This window comes from Metabacillus rhizosphaerae (assembly GCF_037201795.1).
GTDB classification, from domain to species: Bacteria; Bacillota; Bacilli; order Bacillales; family Bacillaceae; genus Metabacillus; species Metabacillus rhizosphaerae.
In genome coordinates, this window is record NZ_CP147403.1 from 1780035 (window position 1) to 1801855 (window position 21821).

The following is a 21821-nucleotide window of genomic DNA, read 5'->3' on the forward strand; positions in this document are numbered from 1 at the left end:
AAATGAACGTAAAATTGGGGATTTCAACAGGATTTACAATTAAACGTTGGGCTCATCCAGCAGACTGGGTTCGATTAGTAAAAGAGGAACTAGGTTTAGATATTATTCAATTTTCTTTTGATCAAATAGATCCGAGATCAACAAACGAATTTATTACTAAATATTGTGATCTTGTACGCTATGAATGTGATAAAAATAATGTAACTCTTCATTCAACATTTACAGGACTATCAATTTATTCACACAATCTTCTATACCATCCATTACTGGAAGGAAGGTTAGACGGCATCGATTGGTTTGAAAAGGCATTTGCTGTTACACAAAGATTAGGATGTAACGCAACTGGAGGGCCATTTGGTGGAATGGATATTGCTACTTTCTTAAATAAAAACAATGAGAATAGCATCATACAAGCTAATGCGGAAGAATCATTAATCAATCTACTAAAAAAGGCAAAAAAATATGGTGTGATGGATTTTTACTGGGAAGCAACACCAGTAGAACGTGAAGGATCGATCACAATCAAAGATACTAAAGATTTTATTGAAAAAATAAATGATCTAGCAGGAGAGGAGGCAGCAACATTTTCCCTTTGTTTTGACGTTGGGCATACGACAAACCCTATTCTTAGCAAAGATGATAGAAATCCATATCAATGGATCGAATCACTATATGATCATATTCCAATTATTCACCTGCAACAAACCGATGGTCGCTTAGACCGCCATTGGGCATTTACAGAACAAAATAATAAGATTGGTACTATTAATCCAACTAAATTATTTGATTCCCTTGAAAAGACTAAAAAAGATGAAGTTATTCTCCTGCTTGAAATTGGTCATCCTTTCGAACAAGATGATAAGCTTGTTTTAAAAGAAATGAAAGATAGCGTAGATTATTGGAAAACAGCTTTGAGCAATAAAGGCTATATATAAGGAGGGACTTATAATGGAACAACTTAAATCTTTGATGCTAGAAGAATTAAAGACTGCATTTTCATCGATTAAAGATGAAGATATTCAAGGGTTTATTGCCGAAATTTCTCAGGCTCGTAAAATATTTTTATATGGACTTGGAAGAGAAAGATTGATGCTACAAGCATTTGCGATGCGGTTGATGCATTTAGGATTAGATGTACACGTTGTTGGGGATGTCACAACACAAAGAATCCAAACTGGAGATTTGTTTATATCAAGTTCTGGAACGGGTTATTTATCAACTGTTGAAGCCCTTTTGAAAATCGTAAAGGCAGAGAATGCAAGAGTCGTTTTTATGACAGCTTCTAACGAATCACCTTTATTGCAATATGTAGATCAGCTTGTTCACATTGAAGCACAAACTATGAAAGATGATATTCATAAACGGACATCACCTCAACCGATGGGGGCTTTATTTGAGCAGGCGCAGCTACTGCTATTTGAGTTAATTGTCGTAAAATTAAAAGAGAAACTTTCAGTCTCAGAAGAAGCAATGGAAGTTTATCATACGAATCTAGAATAATAAGGTTTTAAATTAGACGAATCATAATAATGAGCCTAAGCCTGATTTGAAAAGGCTTAGGCTCTATAATTTGGATAATATCCATATTCTGTGATTTCTCTAAGGGGAAGATAGGAGTAAGTTACCAATTTTAGTTGTCAGCAAATGAACTTACTTTACCTTTGTTGTATTCAAAATATCAATCATATGCGGAGTAATTCCTTCAGAAGCTTCCTCATTTAGATAATGGATCGTAAACCTGATTAATTTTCCATCGATCTCTTTTACGACAATATTTGTTTGTGTTTTGCTATTAGTTCCATGGAGAAAAAATTCGGCATTTTGATAAAATGGGTGACTAATCCGTTTAGTTGAGTATTCAGTTATCTTGTTTCCTTTTAAATAGGCAATTGAATTTTCCTTAACATCAACCATGTTCGCTTTTGAATCTAATACTTCAATTCTTGAAAAATAGGAATCATTTTTTGTGTATTGGACAATGAATCTTCTTGGTTCTTCAGCGTCAAAAGTAAAGTCATTATTAACTGTTACTTCTACACTTACTTTTGAAGCATCATAATTTTCGTCAACAGACTCCATTTTTCCATTCTTAGCTACGATCAGTTTTTGGCCGATCAAAATAGTGTTTGAGGTTAAACTGTTTATTGCCTTTAACTCACTAACAGTTAGTCCGTAATTCTTTGCAATGCGATAAAGTGTATCCCCTTTTTTAACAATAACATTTGTAGGAATGATTAGTTTTTCACTAGTGTAGATCGTATTAGAAGTAAGCTGATTTATATGTTTTAGTTGTGAGACAGTTGTATCGTATTTCTTTGCAATGCTGTATAACGTGTCGCCTTTTTTAATTGTAATCGTAGTTGGAATGATAAGCTTTTCGCCAATCGTAATGGTTGTAGAAGTAAGATTATTTACTTGCATGAATTGTGAAACTGAGAGATGACTTGCTTTAGCAAGACTATATATCGTATCACCCTTTTTAATTTCATGGATAGTTGAGGCATCAGCTTGAGTATGTCCAAAAGTAGCTGTAGTAGCTAAACCTAATGTTAAAACTGCAATTTTCAACAGCTTAAACTTATTGTTCTTCATAATAATCCTCCAATATTTTTGTGAATTTACACGGAAGGAGTAAGTGTTACCTTAGATAGCAGGATTATGAGTTGTTTTCCGTATTACTATATTAGACGTAAGATCATATTCAAGAGTTTCATATGGTAAAGCCTAACTTTAAAAGAAACATATTACGCTTGTTATTAGTTTTGAACGCTACTCTTAAAAAGAAAAAATCTCCAAAAATCTCTTTTACTCGAGATTTTGGAGATATCAATAAAATTATTCTAAATTCGCATGCCTACTAAACATTGAGTCAGAGTATAATGAATTTTTCTCCATATATCTTAAGATTAGGGCATCATAGAATACTAACAATGTTTGTTCGAATAAAGATGCCATCGGCTGAATTGTCATATATTGACTTGTTTCTTTATCTTTAGGTGAACCTGGTAGTTTCACAGTTATATCTGCTAGTTTGCCAATTGTTGATTCAGGTAAAATTGTAACGATCGCTAATTTGGCTTCAAGACTCTTTGCTTTTTCAGCCATTGAAACTAAACTTTTCGTTTCTCCAGACCCTGAACTAATGATAAGCAAATCATTTTGTTCAACATTTGGGGTTACCGTTTCTCCTATGACATATGAGTTGATCCCCATGTGCATCATTCGCATAGCAAAGGATTTTGCTATAAGGCCTGACCTTCCAGCACCTGCAACAAAGACTTTTGATGAAGTTGTCATCATATTGACTAAGCTTTCAGCCTCAGCATCTGAAATTTGATTGATTGAATAAGATAACTCGTCTATCACTTTTGATAAATAGTAAGATGTTTCCATGAACTTACAACCTAACCTTAAACAAGTGCTTTTTGCTTCACTAATTTCTGCATCTGTGCAGCAACGCTCTTTTTATCTTCCTGACCAGTAATTCCACCGCCTACGATAACTAAATCTGGCTGAGCAGAAATCACTTCTGGAAGAGTTTCTAATTTGATTCCACCAGCAACAGCTGTTTTTGCATGTTTTACAACACGTTTAATCTTTCTTAGCTGTTCAAATGAATTTTCACCTGCTGCTTGAAGGTCATAGCCAGTATGAACGCAAATATAGTCTACACCTAGTTCATCAACTTCTTTGGCACGTTGTTCAATATCTTTTACATTGATCATATCGACAAGTATTTTTGTTCCTTGTTTCTTACCTTCTTCAACAGCACCTTTAATCGTTGCATCATCTGTTGCACCAAGAATAGTAACGATCCCTGCACCTGCTTCAGAGGCTTTCATCACTTCATATCCACCAGCATCCATCACTTTTAAATCTGCTAAAACTGTTAACGAAGGAAAAGCTTCTTTGATTTCTTTTACCGCCCTCAGACCTTCATTAATCACAACAGGAGTACCGATTTCCACGATATCTATATGTTCCTGAACCTCGCTTACCACTTGTTTTGCTTCTTCAATATTTACTAGATCCAATGCTAATTGTAGTTCCATAATAATAATTCCTCCTAAAGTGTTTTAGTTCGTGCTTAGCTACAATTATCATTTAAAATGATTAGAAATAATAGTACGCACTTTAAATACATATAGTGTCTAAAAGTATACTATGAGATATAATAAGGGATGAGGTGATGGTTATGAGTCGTTTCGATGAAAAAATATTTAATTGTGAAAAAGAATTAACTTTAAATGTCATTGGCGGTAAATGGAAAATGTTAATTATGTGGCATTTGGGGAAAGATGGTACACTTCGTTTTAGTGAATTAAAAGCGTTAATCCCTGGTATAACCCAAAGAATGCTAGTCAATCAATTACGAGAGCTTGAGGAAGATTTTATCGTACATCGTGAAGTTTATCCTGTTGTTCCACCAAAGGTAGAGTATTCTTTAACAGAACAAGGGCAAACGTTAATGCCAATTCTTGAAGCTATGTATGAATGGGGTAAAAATTATCGTTCGAAATATTTTGACCATCTACAAATAAACGATGACGCGTTTAAATAGTACCAGCCAATTTTAAAAGTAAAAAGCGTAAAGCGAGGGACCGCCTGGCTTTACGCTTTTTTGCATTCAACATTATTTATTATTTTCAATAAACGTTTTAATTAAGTTCATAGGAAGATGAAACTGATCTTTATTTATTTTTAACAGCATCTCCTCATTTTCGATAACTGCTGTTGTTTCTTTATAAGCTGTGATTTCTTTATTTAGTCGTTCCATCTTCTTATCTAATGCAGTGGCAGTTATAGCAGCTTCTTTTAGTTCTTGTACAAGTCTATTTGGTACTTCCTTATTGTATTTGTAGTAGATTTTATGTTCTAAGCTTGCCCAAAAGTCCATTGCAATTGTCCGAATTTGAACTTCAACGTAAACCAATTCCTCACGGTCAGACATAAAGATTGGAATTTCTAAGATGAGGTGAAGGCTTTGATATCCATTAGGTTTAGGATTCTTAATATAGTCCTTCCGTTCAATTACCCTAATATCCTTTTGGCTTTCAAGCATTTTACTCAACTCATATATATCCGAAATAAATGATACAGAAATTCTAATTCCTGCAATATCTCTTATTGTTTCTTTAATTGAGTTAAAGGATAAAGAACATTCCTTTTTAACAACCTTTTTGAAAATACTTTCCGGTGATTTTAATCGGGATTTTACATGTTCTATTGGATTATAATCGTGAATATAATTAAACTCATCCTTCAAAATATTAATTTTCGTATTCATCTCATCTAAAGCAAACTTATAGGCCATCATGAACCTAGTCATTTCAACTTTCATTTTCTTTATCTCATTAAGATCGATATGCTCTGTATTCAATAGCTCGTAGTCCTTTCAAAATATGCTTGTCTATTTTTTGTTCAATTTTAACTGTTTTAAGACATCTGGAGGAAACACCAAACGGCATATCACTTTAGCTAGTTTGGAGTAGTCCGCTTGGCTACCACATTCTGTAAGCTTTTCTGGGATTTTATCTGATAACACCATAATAGACCAGGATACTGTATCCAAATCTAAATCAGCCCATACAATTCCTTGTTCTCTAGCATTCTTTAAACTCACAAGAATCCTAGCATGTATTTTCTTTCTAGCCTCAGCTACAACTTCGGCTAATTGAGGATCCTTTAGCAACAATTCAGGTAATACTCGATGCAATCCTAGTCGATTAAGTCGTTTGTAATGTTGTTCTAAAAGTGTAGCAAAAAATGATTCTGGATCAACATTAGTCCAGTTTGGTTCAGGGGGAAGAAGCTTTTCCAATTGATCCTCCAAAAGTGACATCATAAGCTGCCGTTTATCTGTGAAATATCTGTAAAATGTTCCTGTTGCCACCCCGGCATGTGATGCGATCTCCTTTGCATTGGTTTGCTCGTATCCTTTCTCAATAAACAAAGCACGGCCACTTTCAAGCAACGCATCTCTTTTTTGCTGGGATCGTTTTTGTTTTGGTAAAGAAGGATATTCCCCAACTAGTTGTTCATCTTTATGCTCAGACATAGTATCACCTCAACATTATCATAACATAAAAAAACAAAACGTGAACTCGGGTTCATATTTATTGACGCAGCAATATCGAGATGTAATACTTGAACTATAATTCAATAATGGCGAAAAAAATGATATGAAATATTTTAAAATGGAGGAAAAATGGAGTTGCGTGTTTAATATTACTAGACTAGTATTTTCTCTAATTCCTTCGCTGAAATTCCATTCGTTATTAAACTGTTTTTAATTAATATAAAAATGGAGTGTAAAGTAAAAATGACAACTAATCAACTAGCTAAAGAAGGAGATAAAGTCCTCTTTGAACGAAACGGATTGGTTATAATCGGTGAAGTTTTTAAAGTTAGAGAGGCAAGTGTCATCGTAACAATTAGCAAATCTGATGCAGAAGGAATTAATGTTGAAACACCACTAACAGTCGTTTCTCACAAAAACTATCAACTTATTAAAAACTAATATTTTAGTTAAAGGGTGTGAAATTAGATGGCAGCAGAAACTAATCATCCAATCACTGTTGATTCAACAATTTCTTTGAAAGGCATAGTAAAAGCAATTTTTAAAGATACAATTCATGTCCAAATAGGTGGAAAGGTTATTACTATGCCTATTTCGACAGAGGGGAAATTAAATGGGGATAATTAATTTATTGATTAGCCAATTCCTTTAATTTTAAATAATTGCATTTTTTTAGGAGAAAAGAGCGTAACTTAATGGAGTAAAATCCCCTATGTTACGCTTTTTGAAATGGAATGCAAGGTACTAGAGTTGCAAGATTGCTAACTTTTTTTGAAAGAGAGTTGAAATTAGAATAAAATAAAGTCGAGATAAGTTTTCAACAAATCAGGAGTGTCCAAATGAATCATCAACAATTAGATCAATACCTGCGTAAACTCGACGATATTGAAAAAATACAAATCATCACACATGAAAATGTAAATGATTATGATGGAAATGAACTAATCGTTGAAAGTGATAGTTCAATCCCCCGTTTACAAGAGAAATATTTCTTTGATAAAGGACCAATCTACATCAGTAAACACCACCGTTTTGCTGAAATGCCCCTACATATGCACACGTTTATCGAAATGAACTATGTGTATTCAGGAGAATGTCAGCAATTCCTAAATGGAAGGGAAGTTAAACTGACTCAGGGGCAGATTTGTTTGTTAGATAAGGATGTACCACACAGTCTTCCTGCACTTGATGAAAATGATATTTTAGTTAACATTATCATGAAAAAAGAAACGTTTTCGACAGCCTTTTTGGGACAACTTAGCAACAAGGGAATCGTTTCGAGCTTTCTTGTAGATGCAGTGTCTGAAAATCAACGTCATGACCGTTACCTTTTATTTCACTCTCAAGATAATGAAAATTTACAATTTATTATTCGAAATATGCTTTGTGAATATTTTGATCCGCAAGATTACTCACTGGAAATGGTGAACTATTACATGCCAATCCTGTTTACTGAACTCATGCGCGTTTTCCAGTTAGACAAGAACTTCGAGCTTTCGAAAGCATCAAGGAAAACAAATCTTATTGAAATTTTACAGTATATTGAGCAGCACTATAAAGAGTGTACATTAACCTCTTTGGCAGAAATGTTTAGTTTTAACGCGAATTACCTGGGGAATATGCTAAAAGAAAGAACTGGGAAAACGTTTCTCGAACTCGTGCAAACACAGCGAATGATAGAAGCTGAATCATTATTGAATGATACAGATAAAAGTATCGATGAAATTGCCTATCAGGTTGGTTATGATAGTCTAAGTTTTTTTTATCGTAAGTTTAAGGAGCATTATGGTGAAACTCCAAGTCGATTTCGGAAAAATAGTAAATAACCCCGTGCAGACGAAGTGCACGAGGTTATTTTGCTTATAGATCATATTTTCGAATTAAATAAGTAGGAGTACAACTCCAGGCATGACAATAACTATTAATTAAATAGCTACCATATGGTGAAAAGCTTTTGTTCTCTGGATCGTATAACTCCCAAAACGTGTCAGCACCGTCATTAATCATTTCTCCCCAATATGCTTTAAGTTGAGCGATAGCTTGTTCTTTTTCACCAACTAATATGAGGGCTTCCACGAGATAATGATACATATAAGGTGTGGTAAGACCAATATCTGGCTTGGTTGATAACAAGCGTTTAATTAGCTTACGGTTATCTTCTGGGGCTAAAACTTGAGCATGGACCATCCAAATTTGGCTAGCCCAAGAAATCTGACGCTCTGATCCACTCACAAAAAATTCGCTATCTTGATCCCAAAGGTGTGTGATTGTTGCGTCTACAGTCACTTGTAATTTTTGTTCTAATATTGTCAATTTATCACTCTTGAGAACTTCTGCCAACTTAATGGCTCTACGCAATGTGTGAATCAAAATTGCTTGTGAAGGAGCTTGCTTATTCAGCTTTTCTTGCCAATCAATAAATGACCACCAAGTCTCATCGTCCGTAACAATTCCTTGCTCATCCAAACGCTCTAATGCAAGTTCAACTTGACGGTAGGCAAGAGGCCATAGCTCTGTTAGCGTCTCAAGGTCTTTAGTTGCCTCAAAATAATCGAATAAGGTTGTTGTGAACAACAATGAATAATCAAATAAATACGTATCATCTGCAATAAGTGAAGGAGCGATAAACAAATTAGCGGCAATTCTCCCCTTATCATCTGGAACACCTGCAAATAAATACAAGCATCGTTTTACTAAATCATTCGTTTGGAATGTCTCATAATTAGCTAGAGCCTGTAAGCGTAAATCCCCAAGCCATAAACGACGATCACGCTTTGGACCATCTTCAAACACTTCCTGCATACAATCCTGTAACGTTTTAATACTCACTTTGTCAATTTCATTTAACATTGAATCTTTATGATTCAATTCTACCACATGATTTGAATCCCCCGAAGTCACTGTAAGACATTGGACATCATCAAATGCTACTCGATACTTACGCGATGTATCCAAAACCTCAATCTTTAAATAACGAAAACTGTGACGACGTGGTAACTCGATAACACCGGGCATGACATCAACATGTAACATTTCCTCTTGTAGCCATGAAGAACTAATCCAACCATTATATTCAGAGAATGGCTCAGCCATTTCAACAGGCATTTCACCGAATGTTAATTTAAGGTGAAGTGGTGCATCAGGTGGGCTCCCAACAGGACGGACCTTCATTGATAAGTAACCAACAAGATGTGTACCAAAATCAAGAGTGAATTGATCACCTTTGCCATAATCATAGGTAGAGAGTTTATCTGCAGACTCAATGACCCCTGTTCCCCAGCCATGGATTTTCGTTGAGTCTTTTTCGATTTTCACGATACTCTGTGGTCTTACTTTCTCTTTTAAAAACTGTGGCATTAATTGTTCAGCTTTTGTGATGAATTCTTCGTTTTTAATGATCACTTGATTTTCTGTTTTTTGAATACCTGTCATTATAGATTCCCCCTGATAAAAGCTAGTTTATATTTACGCATTTTTTACCATTTTCGAATTTTCAATTGTTTCTTCTTTTTCAATGTTACGTGCATTAATCTCAGCACGGATTTTTGAGTAAATTTTATCTAAGTTATAAAAACACATGATTATCATTGAAATAACTACCATGCAAGCAGGAATAATCAAATAGTTCATCTTTATTGCGAATAAAGCTGAAGAAGTTTGAGTTTGGTTCGGAACATAATTGCCCCAGCTTAAAAATAATCCAGAAAGTGCTCCAGCAACTGCTAACGCAACTTTCCCAATAAATCCATTTAATGCCATCATGAGGCCCGCTGCACTAATTCCAGTTTTCCATTCACCATAATCCACAGGGTCTGCTTGCATTGAAAAATAAATACTTTGCCTTGCACCAAAGCCTAATGCGGCAATAACTGCCCCCATAATCAGGCCTGCAATATTTACATTTGCAATCAGCATGATAATGATACCTATAAGATTAATTGTACTAGCAATCATAAACCATGTACGTTTATACATCTTCTTTGAAATGAAAGGTGTGGCAAATGTACCTATAATTGGTACAAAAGCCCCGATACTAGCTACCACAGAAGCTAACTCTGGACGCTCAACATTGTAGGTGAAATAATAAATTAATGCACCTTGCATAAAGAAATGGGAGCCCCACATAAAGACGATGTTTACCGCAAAAATCAACCAAGGTGTATTACCTTTTAAAGATGAAAATGCTTGTTTTACAGTTACCTTTTCTTGGCGAAGTTTTACTTTCTCTTCAACGTTCTTAAATGTAACAAAGAAAAATAATGTTGCGATGATAGCGAAAATGACCATAGTCCAGAAAAAACCTTGAGCTTGCGACCCATTGCCTAATGCGTTTACCAATGGAAGTGTAATCGCACTGACTGCAGTAGCACCAATAAATGAGAAGATAATTCGAACGGTAGCAAGATTCGTTCGCTCATGTTCGTCACTTGTTAAACTTGGCAAGATCGATGCCATTGGGACATTAACCATGGTGTATGCAGTTGACAATCCAATATAGGTAAGATAAGCGTAAACGATTTTTCCAACTGGACCAATATCTGGAACGTAAAATGCAAGGATCGCTAGTAATCCGAATGGTATCGCTCCCAAAAGGAAGTAGGGTCTAGATTTACCCCAGCGAGTATTCGTTTTATCAATAATCACACCCATAATTATGTCAGTTATACCATCGACGATACGTGTTACTAGGAAGAGTACGCTTACCTGAACTAGTGCTAATCCCATAACATCAGTATAGAAAAACATTAAATAGAGCGTTATCATTTGCCAAATTAAATTACATGAGAAGTCTGAGACTCCATATCCCAACCTTTGACGCCATACGCCAGTTATAGTATTCATATAAATTCCTCCATTACTTTCACTAAATTTATTTAAAATTATTATTAAATTCTTTCTTTATATTAAAACGTTTTCTGAATGCGTAAACAATGATGGTTTTACAGGTAGAATTGCTCATTTTACAGGTTGGGAGGATGTTTTGTATTCTAAATGAACAATATGTCATAATTACCATGGTCTTTTGTCAATAATAGCATGCATTTATTTCTGAAAATCAGTTTATAATCACTACAAGTAAAGAGATATTAGACTTGGTGAGGAGGATTACGATGAGACTAAACATTTATGACTTAAGAGTTGAATACACTCAAAATCCGTTAGGGATTGATACATTAGCACCAAAGTTTGATTGGATACTAGATTCTACTGAACGCTCACAGGTTCAGACCTCCTATCAGATCCTCGTTTCTTCAAATGAGGAAAATTTAGCTAATGATGAGGCTGATATGTGGGATAGTGGTGTAGTTGAATCAGATCAATCGATTCAAATCGTATATCAAGGGAAAGAATTGCAATCTAGTAAAAGATATTTTTGGAAAGTAAGAGTGTGGGATAAACATAAAGTGGCCACTCCTTGGAGTCAAGCGGCTTATTGGTCTATGGGCTTGTTAGATAAGCGTGAATGGAAGGGGCAATGGATAGGCGCAAAAAAAGAAACACTTGATCAGAAGGAATGGGAGAATCCTGAATTAATACCAAGCGCTTTTTTACGTAAGGAATTTTCTGTTTCTAAATCAATTGAATCAGCAACAATGTATATTACTGCACTAGGACTTTATGAACTACATCTTAACAATCAAAAAGTTGGAGACGCCTACTTTGCTCCCGGCTGGACTGATTATAACAAAAGAGTTCAATATCAAACTTATGATGTAACCAATCTATTAAAAGATGGGGAAAATACGATAGGAACAATCGTTGGGACAGGTTGGTATGCAGGACATGTAGGAATGCTAGGGACATGTGTTTATGGGGAGCAGCCATATGTATTAGTTCAGATGAACATTATGTATAAGGATGGTTCTGTTGAACAGGTCGTGACTGATCAGACCTGGAAAACGTCGGTTGGTCCAATTTTATATTCAGATATTATTAAAGGTGAGTACTATGATGCGCGTTTAGAAATGGATGGTTGGTCTACTCCAGGGTTTAATGATTCAAACTGGCAACAACCATTAATAAAAGACAGCTATGATGGAGAAATTGTTTCACAACTTGATCCACCAGTTCGAGTGACGAAAAATATGACACCAATTGAAGTGTCAAAATCACCTTCTAGTTCGACTATTTTTGATATGGGCCAAAACATGATTGGCTGGGCAAAATTAACGGTAAGTGGTGAAGAAGGAACAAAAGTTACGTTAAGATACGCTGAAATGCTAGAACGAGATGGAAGCTTATATACTGAAAACCTAAGAAGAGCGGACCCGGTAGACTACTATATATTGAGTGGTCATGGTGTTGAACAATATGAGCCACATTTCACGTATCACGGATTTCGCTATGTTGAGGTCATTTGTGAGAAGCCAGAGGCAATTCTTTCATTAAGTATTGAAGGGAAAGTTGTCCATTCAGATACACCAGAAACGGGATATTTTGAAACTTCAAATGAAATGGTTAATCAACTATATAGCAATATAACATGGGGGCAACGTGGGAATTTCTTGAGTATTCCTACAGATTGTCCACAACGGGATGAGAGATTAGGCTGGACTGGTGACGCACAAATTTTCATTAGAACAGCAAGCTTTAATATGGACGTTGCTAGGTTTTTTACAAAATATGTTGACGATATGGTAGATGCACAGCTTGATAGTGGTGCTTTTACTGATGTTGTCCCAGATGGTGGCTGGATTGATTTTAAAAGAAGAAAGTATGATAAAGGGGAAACAATCTTAAGGGATGTGCTTCATCCAATTGAAAATTGGTTAACAGATGGAAATCCTGGCTGGGGTGATGCAGGTGTTGTTATTCCTTGGACGATGTATCAAGTGTATGGGGATAAAACCGTACTTGTGAAACACTATGAGGCAATGTCTAAATGGATTGCCTATCTAGAAGCTAACAGTACAGACTTTCTACGACCAAATGACACAGTATATGGTGACTGGTTATCAATCGGTGCTGATACACCAAAAGAAGTGTTATCCACAGCGTATTTTGCCTACAGTGTAAAGCTAATGGCTAAGATTGCACATGCCCTAGATAAGAAAGAGGACGAGAAGAAGTACAGCAATCTGTTTGAGAATATTAAGATCTCCTTTAATAAAGCTTACATTACATCTGATGGAAAAATTAAGGGAGACACACAAACAGTTTATGTATTAGCTCTCAATATGGGATTAGTATTCAAAGAGCAGAAACAACTTGTTGCTAGCCATTTAGTTGACAATATTAAGAAAAATGATGGCCATTTATCAACAGGCTTTTTAGGTGTAGGTTACCTCCTACCTGTTTTAACCGAGAACGGATATACAGATGTTGCATATGATCTATTAAACAAAGATACCTTCCCATCATGGCTATATTCAGTAAAACATGGTGCTACCACGATCTGGGAACGTTGGGATGGCTGGACAGATCATAAAGGCTTCCAAAGCGCACAAATGAATTCGTTTAACCATTATTCGTTAGGCTCAGTTGGAGAATGGATGTTTAGATATGTAGCTGGCATTGATGTGGATTCTGATATTCCTGGTTATAAGAAAATAAAAATCCAACCAAAACCTGGTGGTGGCCTTACTTATGCAAAAGGAGAATACCAATCTGTACATGGGAAAATTAAGTCAGAGTGGAAAATTGAAAAAAATGAGTTTACATTAAAAGTAAGTATTCCGGTTAATACAGAGGCAACAGTATATATGCCTGGTGTGGGACAAAATGAAGATCGTACAGATGTTCAATTAGTAGAGAATGCAAATAGTGTAACAATCTATCAAGTGGGCTCAGGCGAATATGAATTTGTATCTAAAATAGGTTGAAAATAAAATAATAGAAAAAGCAGTTTTTACCAACGATCATAGGTTAAAAACTGCTTTTTCGATATTTCTGAGGTGGAATCCCTATCTTTTTTACAAAAAGTGATCGGAAGTAATCCGTATTAGAATACCCTACTAGATGACTAATTTCTTTAATTGTGTAATCTGTTGAACGAAGTAAATCACAACTTCTTTCAATCCTTTTATGTTGTAAATACTCTGTGAACGTTTGGTTTGTGTATTTTTTAAATAAGCGTAAGAAATGGCGTTCACTTACGATCATTAATTTAGCCATATCTGTTAATGTTAGCGCTTCATGCAAATGTTCATCAATGTATGGAATGATTTCATCAATTGGATAGGCTGCTATTTTTGAATTAGTAGAATCGATCCGTTGCTCGATACGATACAAATTCACAAGGAGCTCTCTAAGTTTAGCTTGTATCACAACAGAGTAACCAGTTTGCTTTTGCTGAAACTCATAATACATTAAGCGAATTAGGCTTAGACAGCTTTCATGTTTATCGGCAAGGTACATATGGTTAATTGATTTTGTAGATAGAAGTTGTTGGCACCAATCTAAAAATGTAGAATCTACAAGATTGTTTTCGGAAAGCAAATGGTGAATCACTTTTGGATCAAAAAGGACATTATAAACAGTAAGCTTTTCTTTCGATCTTGTAGATGAAGGTCGATAAACATGAGAAACATCTATTGGGATGATAAATAGGTCACCTTTTGTAACAGAGAGAACCTGATCATCATTATAATGATAGCCCATGCCTTCTTCAACAATCGTAATTTCAATAAAGTCATGATAATGGTGTGGGTTTTCAAAGCCTTCTTGCCATCTATTTATATAAATTAATAGATCTTCTGAGAAATAAGTACTACCAATAAATTTTCTTTTCCGTTTCTCCAATCTACCATCCCTCCTTTATGTCATTAAAAATCATCTGAAAGATTTGTTGTTTCTTTTTTTGTTTTTGTTTTATATCATATAATATATAAATGTTTTTAGATAGTTGGTTTTTTGATTGTATATTTTTGTTTTGTGAAATTTTGGAACTTTATGAAATGATCTCCATTATACAAAATAGGTATTTTGATTTAACTTTATATGAAGTGTAATTCTATTCAGCAGTACTCGCAAAAGGTAGGTTCAGTATATGAGAAATAAATTCCACAAGTTTTTTCTATTCTTTCGAATTAAAAAAATCAGAAATCGTTTTCTTGCAGTTATGATCACTCTGTCAGTACCACCTATTTTCATAGTAGGTGTTGTTTCTTATAATACGTCTAAAGATACGTTAATAGAAAATCATTTACAAGCGAATGAAACTCATTTAAAAACGACAAGTGAAAAGGCAGATTTTTTGTTGCGTAATGTGATTAATATGGAACGATACTTTTTATCGAATAAAGATTTGCGTCAACAACTAATTGAAAGCGGATCCATATCAGACATGGAACAGGAAGCGCTAAAATTAAATATGTCAAGCCGCTTGCAACAAATCATGTCCGATTATGTAGTCGAGCAAAAATACATTGATTCCGTTTGTTTGTTTGATAATTACTTTCGAGCAGTGTGTTACGGTCGTTCTGATGATGCTGGACGTTATGAAAGAGAGAATAAGCGTTCAGAAATAATAGAAAGTGATTGGTACAATAAAGCAGTAGAAGCACAGGGGAAGGAACTTTTCTTTTCTGATAATGTTTTAGAGGAGTTAAATTGGAACAATACATTTTCTTCCGTTAAATTATTACGAAATCCAACTTCGAGTCAACAAGAAACAATTGGATTATTAATAGTTAATATCAATAAATCATTATTTTCAGAAATGATGAACGAAACAAATAACAATGAATATTTAATTTTAGATGCCACAACAACAAATGAAATGAAAACAGTCTATGCATCTACCCCCTCCTACTATGAAGAGGTAGTTGGAAAAGATTTACCTTTTATTTTTGAGAAGAAGCAGGAAGAAGATTATGTTGTTAGCCACTATACAAATGAAACAACTGGCTGGACATTTGCTTATTTCATTAAAGAGCAGGAATTATTAAAACAGCCACACCAAATTAGAGCAGTTACGATATTAATTGCATTATTAATTTCAATTAGTGCTGTCATACTTTCAGTAATTTTGTCAGATACGATAACTCGTCCCTTGCTCCGAATCAAGAAAATGATGGTAGCATGGGCAAAGGGCTCTAGTGAATTTAATGAAACGTTTCATGACGATGAAGTTGGTGCTATTGGTGAAACCTTTAAACGAATGACAGCCGAAAATAAAGACTTAAGTGAACGTCTTATTCGTTCTCAATTAAAAGAGAGAGAAACTGAGCTAAGAGTTTTACAAGCTCAAATCAATCCACATTTTCTTTATAACACACTAGATTCAATCTATTGGATGGCGATGATTCATAATCACGAAGATATTGGAAAAATGGCTGTCTCTTTATCTGAAAGCTTTAAAATTATTTTAAATAAAGGTAAAGAGATCATACCACTTTATAGGGAGCTTAAGCATATTGAGCATTACATGACGATACAAAATATTCGGTATGGTGATCGATTCACTTATATTCAAGAAGTTGACCCTTTATTAATGGATGAAGAAATATTAAAGCTTTTACTTCAACCGCTTGTAGAGAATGCCATCTATCATGGGTTAGAACCAAAAGTTGGAGAGGGTATGATACGAGTTACAGGCAGTAAAGAGTCGGATTTCATTCTTTTTACAGTAGAAGATGATGGAGTTGGGATAAAAGACAGGGCTATGATTGAGCAAGGCTATGGTCTAGGAAATGTTCGCGAACGTTTAACGATTTACTACGGACCAACTAGTTCACTAACAATTAAAAGCGAGGTAAATAGAGGGACTAAAATTGAAATTCGCTTCAATCCTAAAGAAGGGAGATGGATGAGAGATGCTGAAAGTCGCAATATTTGATGATGAATTTATTGTAATTGAAGGATTAAAAAAAATGATTGATTGGTCGAAGTACGGAATGGAGCTTGTTGGAACAGCTAAGGATGGAAATTCAGCTTTATCTCTTTTTCATTCCGAGCATCCAGATATTATTTTTACCGATATTAGAATGCCAGGTATAGATGGTCTACAGTTAATCGAAAAGGTTTTGGCAGAGGCTCCTGAGACAAAATGCATTGTTTTTAGCGGCTTTAATGAATTTGAGTATGTAAGGAGAGCGATAAGATTAGGGGTAATTGATTATTTAGAGAAACCAATTACGATTCCGATGATTGAAGAAGCCTTGCAAAAAATCACTCTACGAATCAATCAGGAAAAAGAAATGTCTGAGCTTCGATCAAGATGGGATAGAAATCGCCAGGAATTGCTTCAAAAAGCCACGTTAGATTTATTGCTTGAAGGTAAAGAAGCTATAACGAGATGGAGAGAATCTTTTGGAGATGAGGCAAAGCAAGTAATCGGAATTACTGTCATCGCTATCTCGGGTGAAAGGCCCTCCTTACAACTTAATGCTTCTTTCAAAGCTGTTCTAGTTTGGAATGGAACAACACAAATACTAGTGTTATTCCATTTTGAAAATAACCCTGAGCAGTTATCAGAACTTTTAATAGAATGGAGTGAACAGGAAGAAGTTACAATTGGATCGGGACAGACATATTTGAATATTACTGATATATCTAAAAGCTATCGGGAGGCTCTACATGCTTTAAGGTACGGACGATTTTTAGATAGTAAGGGTTGGACAAAATTTGAAGAGGTTGGGAAAAACAATAAGATTCCAGAGGATCTATCAGCACAAGAGGAAGCTATCTTGTATTATATGCGGACTGGTAATAAAGAAGGGCTACTTGGGCAGCTGGACAAATATATTCAATGGCTCGATTCACAAAAGTTAAACCCTGATATGATGGAAAGTGAGTTTTTAAAGCTAGTATACCTTGGTATGGAAGTTGTTAAAGAAACAGGTGAGGAAACACAGCAAACAGGTTACTATCCTCAAAAGGATATTCGTGAGTTAAATACAAGAGAAGAAATGACAACTTGGTTATACAGCCAAATGGAAATGATGATGGAATTAATAAATTCCTCTAAAAAATCAAATAAACATAAAGCTGTTGAAAAAGCCAAGGAATACATGGAAAAGAATTATCATCAAGATATAACACTACAAGAAGTAGCAGATCTTGTCGGCATGAATCCAAACTATTTCAGTTTATTATTCAAGGAAGAGATGGGGCTTACCTACATTAAATATTTAACAAAATGCAGAATGGAAAAAGCTAAGGTAATGCTTAAAGAAGGTCAAAAAATATCAGAGGTTAGTGAGAAGGTAGGATATCTTACTTATAGGCACTTTTCTGAGGTGTTTAAAAAATATACTGGCATGACTCCAGGACAATTTAAAGAAAATAAATAAAGTTTTAACTATTAATTTATTGATGAAATTCCGTTACGGGAATTTCATTTTTTTCATATATCGCAAAAGAGTTGTAAAATACTCTGATCTAAATGTCAGTATTAATTAGCTAGTTTTCAAGAATTATCTGAGAAATACGGACATTACCTGAAAAATCAAGCGCTTACATTTGAGCTTTAGAATAGATAGAATTTAGGTAAGGGCTAAGAGAAGTTCTAAAAGAAAAATAACATAATTAAAGGGGCGAATATTATGAAGAAAAGTGCTTTATCAATCTTACTATCTATTGTATTACTTTTTTCAATAGTTGGTTGTAGTAGTCAAAATAATGATTCTAGTTCTTCTGGTGATGGTGAAGAGGGAACTCAGACACTCAAATTTATCTCAGAAGACACCGCTGACGAGTCGGATGCGAGCGTTGTCATGGACCTTACTGAAGAATATGGAAAAACAAATATCGAAATTGAGACTGTCTTGCAAGCGAATTTAATGCAAAAGATTCAGTTGTTAACTGCTAGTAATGATTTACCAGAATTATTCAAGTTTGAATCTAATCAGTTAGGAGACCTAATTGATAATGATCAATTACTTGACCTAGAAAAAACATTTACCGATCTAGGCATTTATGACAAATTAAATCCAGGTGCAGTTAATTTATTAAAAACATTAAGTGGTGACCGTGGTCTCTATACGTTACCTGTTGAATTAAATATAGAAGGCTTTTGGTATAACAAAAAACTGTTCGAAGAAAACAACTTAGAAGTTCCGACTACATGGGATGAAATGCTCGCTGCTAGTGAAGTATTTATGGAAAAAGGAATTCAACCATTTGCAGTTGCTGGTAAAGAAAAATGGCCAATTACTCGTTTGATTAATGGTTATGTTATGCGTCTATACGGTGCGGATGTTATGGAACGAGTTAGCAAAGGTGAACTAAGTATTACGGATGAAGGATTTATCGAAGCTGCTACACTTGTACAAGATATGAATGCTAAAGGATATTTCGGTGAAGGTGTTAATACGATTGATTATGACACAGCAAGTAATACATTCCTTCAAGGAAATGCAGCAATGTACTATATGGGAAGCTGGGCACTTAATGAATTTAATGATGAGAATTTAAATAAAATTGGTGTTGATAATGTAGGGTTTTTCAATATTCCACTTGTTGAAGGTGGTAAAGGTACATTAGATGAATATTCCATGAATGCGGGACTAACACTTTCATTCTCGAAAGATAAATATAACGAGGAAGTTGGAGAATGGATGAAGCATGTATTCTCAAACTACGGTGATAAAGCAATAGCAGAACGTGGATTAATCTCCGGCTTCAAAGTTGAGAATATGCCTGAAAATGTTAGTGAATTAACAAAAACGACATTAGAAAAAGTAAATGAAATTGAAAATGGTGCACTTTGGTTCGAAGGATATTTTGATCCAAAAACAAAAACAGTATCTGAAGATGGAGCTCAAAACCTACTTAATGAGGGAACTACTCCAGAAGAATACATGTCTAAATTAGAAGAATCATTAAAAAATGCGTCAAAATAAGAACTAGGAAGGTTCGATTTCGAGCCTTCCTGTTACCTTAAAGCTAGTTAGGAGTGAAAGAGTATGGATAAAATTTTAAGAGATCGTAAGGCAATTCTCTTATTAGTTGGACCAGCATTATTAATATACACTGTTATTCTCCTAATCCCTACAGTGTGGTCTACAATATATACATTCTATGAAGGATCACCAATTAGTGGTTTCGAATTTGTTGGGTTAGACAATTACTTAAATTTATTTAAAGACAGTGATTTCCTTTCAAGTTTGTGGCTTTCACTTAAATATATGGTCTTTGTTTCTGCTGGGCAGGTTATTTTAGGTTTATGTCTTGCACTATTATTTGTATTTTATATTAAGCGTTACTCTACTTTAATTCGAACACTCATTTTCTTTCCGGTAGTTCTTCCTGCTGTAGCGGTATCTCAATTGTTCGCAAAACTCTTCGAAATTGCTCCTCAGATGGGATTAGTAAACAGTTTACTTACTTTTTTAAACTTGGAAACGTTAGTTCAGCCTTGGCTTGGTCAAGGAGATACGGCATTTTGGGTACTTGTTACAATGGATATTTGGAAGTCATTAGGTTTTTACGCTGTTATTCTTTTTACTGGGTTAGTTGATATTCCAGAAGACGTTCTTGAAGCTGCAAAATTAGATGGTGCAAAGGGCTGGAAATTGACACAATTTATTGTCTTACCTTTATTAAAGCCAGTCTTAATTTCGGCAATTGTATTTAGTCTAAATGGAACAATTAAAGTCTTTGAATCAGCAGTTGCGTTAACAAATGGTGGACCAGGAAATAGTACCACTACATTATCTATTTATATGTATAACAATGCATTTACGTATAACCAATATGGATATGGAAGTACTATAGCGGTATTTCTATTGCTATTATCTCTTCTTATAACTTTAATAGTTTTCAAATTTGCAAAAAATGATGCGGCTTAACACGAGGAGGGGAATAAAGTGAATCAGTTATCTGGAAAAACAAATAGTATCGGTATGTTACTAGGTAAACTTGCCATATTCGTCTTACTATTAGTGGAAGTTTATCCTATTATATGGTTGCTGTTATCTTCGATAAAAGGACCAGATGAATTCAGTGCAAATCCAATGTATGCATTACCAGAAGGCTTTCATTTACAAAACTATCTGGATGCATGGAACATAGGGAATATGGGTACGTATTTTAAAAATAGTATTATCGCCACTTTCCCAGCTTTGTTTTTAATAATTTTCTTGGGAGCAGGTGCTGCATTTGCCATCGAAAAAATGCGCTGGAAATGGAGTAAAGGTGTGATGCTACTGTTTACAGCAGGGATAATGGTTCCAGTACAAATTGTGCTCCTTCCATTGTTTACAATCTTTTTTAAGACAGGATTACTAAATAGTTTATGGTCACTTATTCTTGTGTATACAACATTTGGTCTGCCATTAACAATTTTAATGTTCTCTAGTTACTTTAAAGCACTTCCAAATGAGGTCATTGAGTCGGCAGTTATGGATGGTGCTAGCATTTATCAAATCTTTTTTAAGATAGCAATACCTATCGTCTCAAATGCAATTGTAACTGTTGCATTAGTTCAGTTTTTCTTTGTTTGGAACGATTTAATCTTTGCCATGACGTTTATAAGTGACACAGAACTCAGAACCATTCAAACAGGTTTAAATTCCTTTACAGGAGAATATGGACAAAAGCAATGGGGACCAATCTTTGCGTCAATTTCATTAGCAGTTGTTCCTACCATGTTATTGTATCTATTCTTAAATAAACTTGTTATGAAGGGGATGACGAGTGGAGCTGTTAAGGGATAAGAGAAACCTGTAGTGTGGAATCGTTCTCCTAAATTAAGGGGAATTCATATTTTAAAGCTAATACAGAAAAAGCCATCAGTGCCATAACTTCTCTTTTAATCGAAAACATAGATTAAAAGTAGAATTACAGCACCTTGATG

20 protein-coding genes are annotated in these 21821 nt (G+C 34.8%); 12 read left to right on the plus strand and 8 right to left on the minus strand.

Annotated elements, in window-relative coordinates; all coding sequences use genetic code 11:
• Nucleotides 1–2 precede the first annotated feature (2 nt).
• Nucleotides 3–935 (plus strand): sugar phosphate isomerase/epimerase, encoded by a 933-nt coding sequence (locus WCV66_RS08550; protein ID WP_338788639.1) that lies wholly within the window; start codon nt 3–5, stop codon nt 933–935.
• Between the two features lie 13 nt (nt 936–948).
• Nucleotides 949–1500 (plus strand): 6-phospho-3-hexuloisomerase, encoded by a 552-nt coding sequence (gene hxlB / locus WCV66_RS08555; protein WP_066340262.1) that lies wholly within the window; start codon nt 949–951, stop codon nt 1498–1500.
• A 150-nt stretch (nt 1501–1650) separates the two neighbouring features.
• Here the strand turns inward: hxlB (WCV66_RS08555) and WCV66_RS08560 are convergent, their stop codons facing one another.
• From WCV66_RS08560 to hxlA, 3 genes are all read right to left on the minus strand, one after another.
• The gene (locus WCV66_RS08560) at nt 1651–2592 is read right to left on the minus strand and encodes a LysM peptidoglycan-binding domain-containing protein (RefSeq protein ID WP_338788640.1); all 942 of its coding nucleotides are present in this window, start codon (nt 2590–2592) and stop codon (nt 1651–1653) included.
• A 243-nt stretch (nt 2593–2835) separates the two neighbouring features.
• Nucleotides 2836–3393 carry a 6-phospho-3-hexuloisomerase gene (gene hxlB, locus WCV66_RS08565; protein ID WP_338788641.1) on the minus strand — a complete coding sequence of 186 codons (558 nt, stop codon included), beginning with the start codon at nt 3391–3393 and terminating at the stop codon, nt 2836–2838.
• 17 nt (nt 3394–3410) lie between these two features.
• Nucleotides 3411–4052, minus strand: coding sequence for a 3-hexulose-6-phosphate synthase (gene hxlA, locus WCV66_RS08570; protein ID WP_066340250.1), 642 nt, complete (start codon nt 4050–4052; stop codon nt 3411–3413).
• A 143-nt stretch (nt 4053–4195) separates the two neighbouring features.
• Here hxlA and WCV66_RS08575 point away from each other — a divergent pair, with 143 nt between their 5' ends.
• Entirely contained in the window at nt 4196–4561 is a 366-nt protein-coding gene (locus tag WCV66_RS08575) for a helix-turn-helix domain-containing protein (protein ID WP_338788642.1), read from the plus strand.
• A gap of 72 nt (nt 4562–4633) precedes the next feature.
• Here the strand turns inward: WCV66_RS08575 and WCV66_RS08580 are convergent, their stop codons facing one another.
• Nucleotides 4634–5341: a GTP pyrophosphokinase family protein gene (locus tag WCV66_RS08580; protein ID WP_338789421.1), complete on the minus strand. Its 708-nt coding sequence runs from the start codon at nt 5339–5341 to the stop codon at nt 4634–4636.
• Nucleotides 5342–5410: 69 nt separating this feature from the next.
• Nucleotides 5411–6058: a TetR/AcrR family transcriptional regulator gene (locus WCV66_RS08585; RefSeq protein ID WP_338788643.1), complete on the minus strand. Its 648-nt coding sequence runs from the start codon at nt 6056–6058 to the stop codon at nt 5411–5413.
• Nucleotides 6059–6322: 264 nt separating this feature from the next.
• On the opposite strand from WCV66_RS08585, the gene WCV66_RS08590 reads away from it, so the two are divergent.
• The 3 genes from WCV66_RS08590 (at nt 6323) to WCV66_RS08600 (ending at nt 7905) form a co-directional block, all read left to right on the plus strand.
• Complete coding sequence (locus WCV66_RS08590) at nt 6323–6520, plus strand: DUF2187 family protein (RefSeq protein ID WP_185653715.1); 198 nt, start codon at nt 6323–6325, stop codon at nt 6518–6520.
• A gap of 27 nt (nt 6521–6547) precedes the next feature.
• Entirely contained in the window at nt 6548–6706 is a 159-nt protein-coding gene (locus tag WCV66_RS08595) for a hypothetical protein (RefSeq protein WP_185653714.1), read from the plus strand.
• Between the two features lie 212 nt (nt 6707–6918).
• Nucleotides 6919–7905, plus strand: coding sequence for an AraC family transcriptional regulator (locus tag WCV66_RS08600; RefSeq protein ID WP_338788644.1), 987 nt, complete (start codon nt 6919–6921; stop codon nt 7903–7905).
• Nucleotides 7906–7939: 34 nt separating this feature from the next.
• Here the strand turns inward: WCV66_RS08600 and WCV66_RS08605 are convergent, their stop codons facing one another.
• Both WCV66_RS08605 and WCV66_RS08610 read right to left on the minus strand, forming a co-directional pair.
• Nucleotides 7940–9511, minus strand: a complete 1572-nt coding sequence (locus tag WCV66_RS08605) for a sugar hydrolase (protein ID WP_338788645.1) — start codon at nt 9509–9511, stop codon at nt 7940–7942.
• A gap of 33 nt (nt 9512–9544) precedes the next feature.
• Nucleotides 9545–10921, minus strand: coding sequence for an MFS transporter (locus WCV66_RS08610; protein WP_066340220.1), 1377 nt, complete (start codon nt 10919–10921; stop codon nt 9545–9547).
• A gap of 269 nt (nt 10922–11190) precedes the next feature.
• Here WCV66_RS08610 and WCV66_RS08615 point away from each other — a divergent pair, with 269 nt between their 5' ends.
• Nucleotides 11191–13902, plus strand: coding sequence for a glycoside hydrolase family 78 protein (locus tag WCV66_RS08615; protein ID WP_338788646.1), 2712 nt, complete (start codon nt 11191–11193; stop codon nt 13900–13902).
• A gap of 43 nt (nt 13903–13945) precedes the next feature.
• Here the strand turns inward: WCV66_RS08615 and WCV66_RS08620 are convergent, their stop codons facing one another.
• Nucleotides 13946–14821, minus strand: coding sequence for a helix-turn-helix domain-containing protein (locus WCV66_RS08620; protein WP_066340215.1), 876 nt, complete (start codon nt 14819–14821; stop codon nt 13946–13948).
• A 247-nt stretch (nt 14822–15068) separates the two neighbouring features.
• Between WCV66_RS08620 and WCV66_RS08625 the strand changes: the two genes are divergently transcribed.
• The 5 genes from WCV66_RS08625 to WCV66_RS08645 all read left to right on the plus strand — a co-directional run bounded on the left by WCV66_RS08625 (nt 15069) and on the right by WCV66_RS08645 (nt 21681).
• The gene (locus WCV66_RS08625) at nt 15069–16859 is read left to right on the plus strand and encodes a sensor histidine kinase (protein ID WP_338788648.1); all 1791 of its coding nucleotides are present in this window, start codon (nt 15069–15071) and stop codon (nt 16857–16859) included.
• Complete coding sequence (locus WCV66_RS08630) at nt 16837–18315, plus strand: response regulator (RefSeq protein WP_338788649.1); 1479 nt, start codon at nt 16837–16839, stop codon at nt 18313–18315. The genes WCV66_RS08625 and WCV66_RS08630 overlap by 23 nt, the downstream gene beginning before the upstream one ends.
• A gap of 252 nt (nt 18316–18567) precedes the next feature.
• Nucleotides 18568–19866: an ABC transporter substrate-binding protein gene (locus WCV66_RS08635; protein WP_338788650.1), complete on the plus strand. Its 1299-nt coding sequence runs from the start codon at nt 18568–18570 to the stop codon at nt 19864–19866.
• A gap of 63 nt (nt 19867–19929) precedes the next feature.
• Nucleotides 19930–20814: a carbohydrate ABC transporter permease gene (locus WCV66_RS08640; RefSeq protein ID WP_066340204.1), complete on the plus strand. Its 885-nt coding sequence runs from the start codon at nt 19930–19932 to the stop codon at nt 20812–20814.
• Between the two features lie 18 nt (nt 20815–20832).
• A complete protein-coding gene (locus WCV66_RS08645) occupies nt 20833–21681 on the plus strand; it encodes a carbohydrate ABC transporter permease (RefSeq protein ID WP_338788651.1) in 849 nt (282 codons plus the stop codon).
• Nucleotides 21682–21821: the final 140 nt, after the last annotated feature.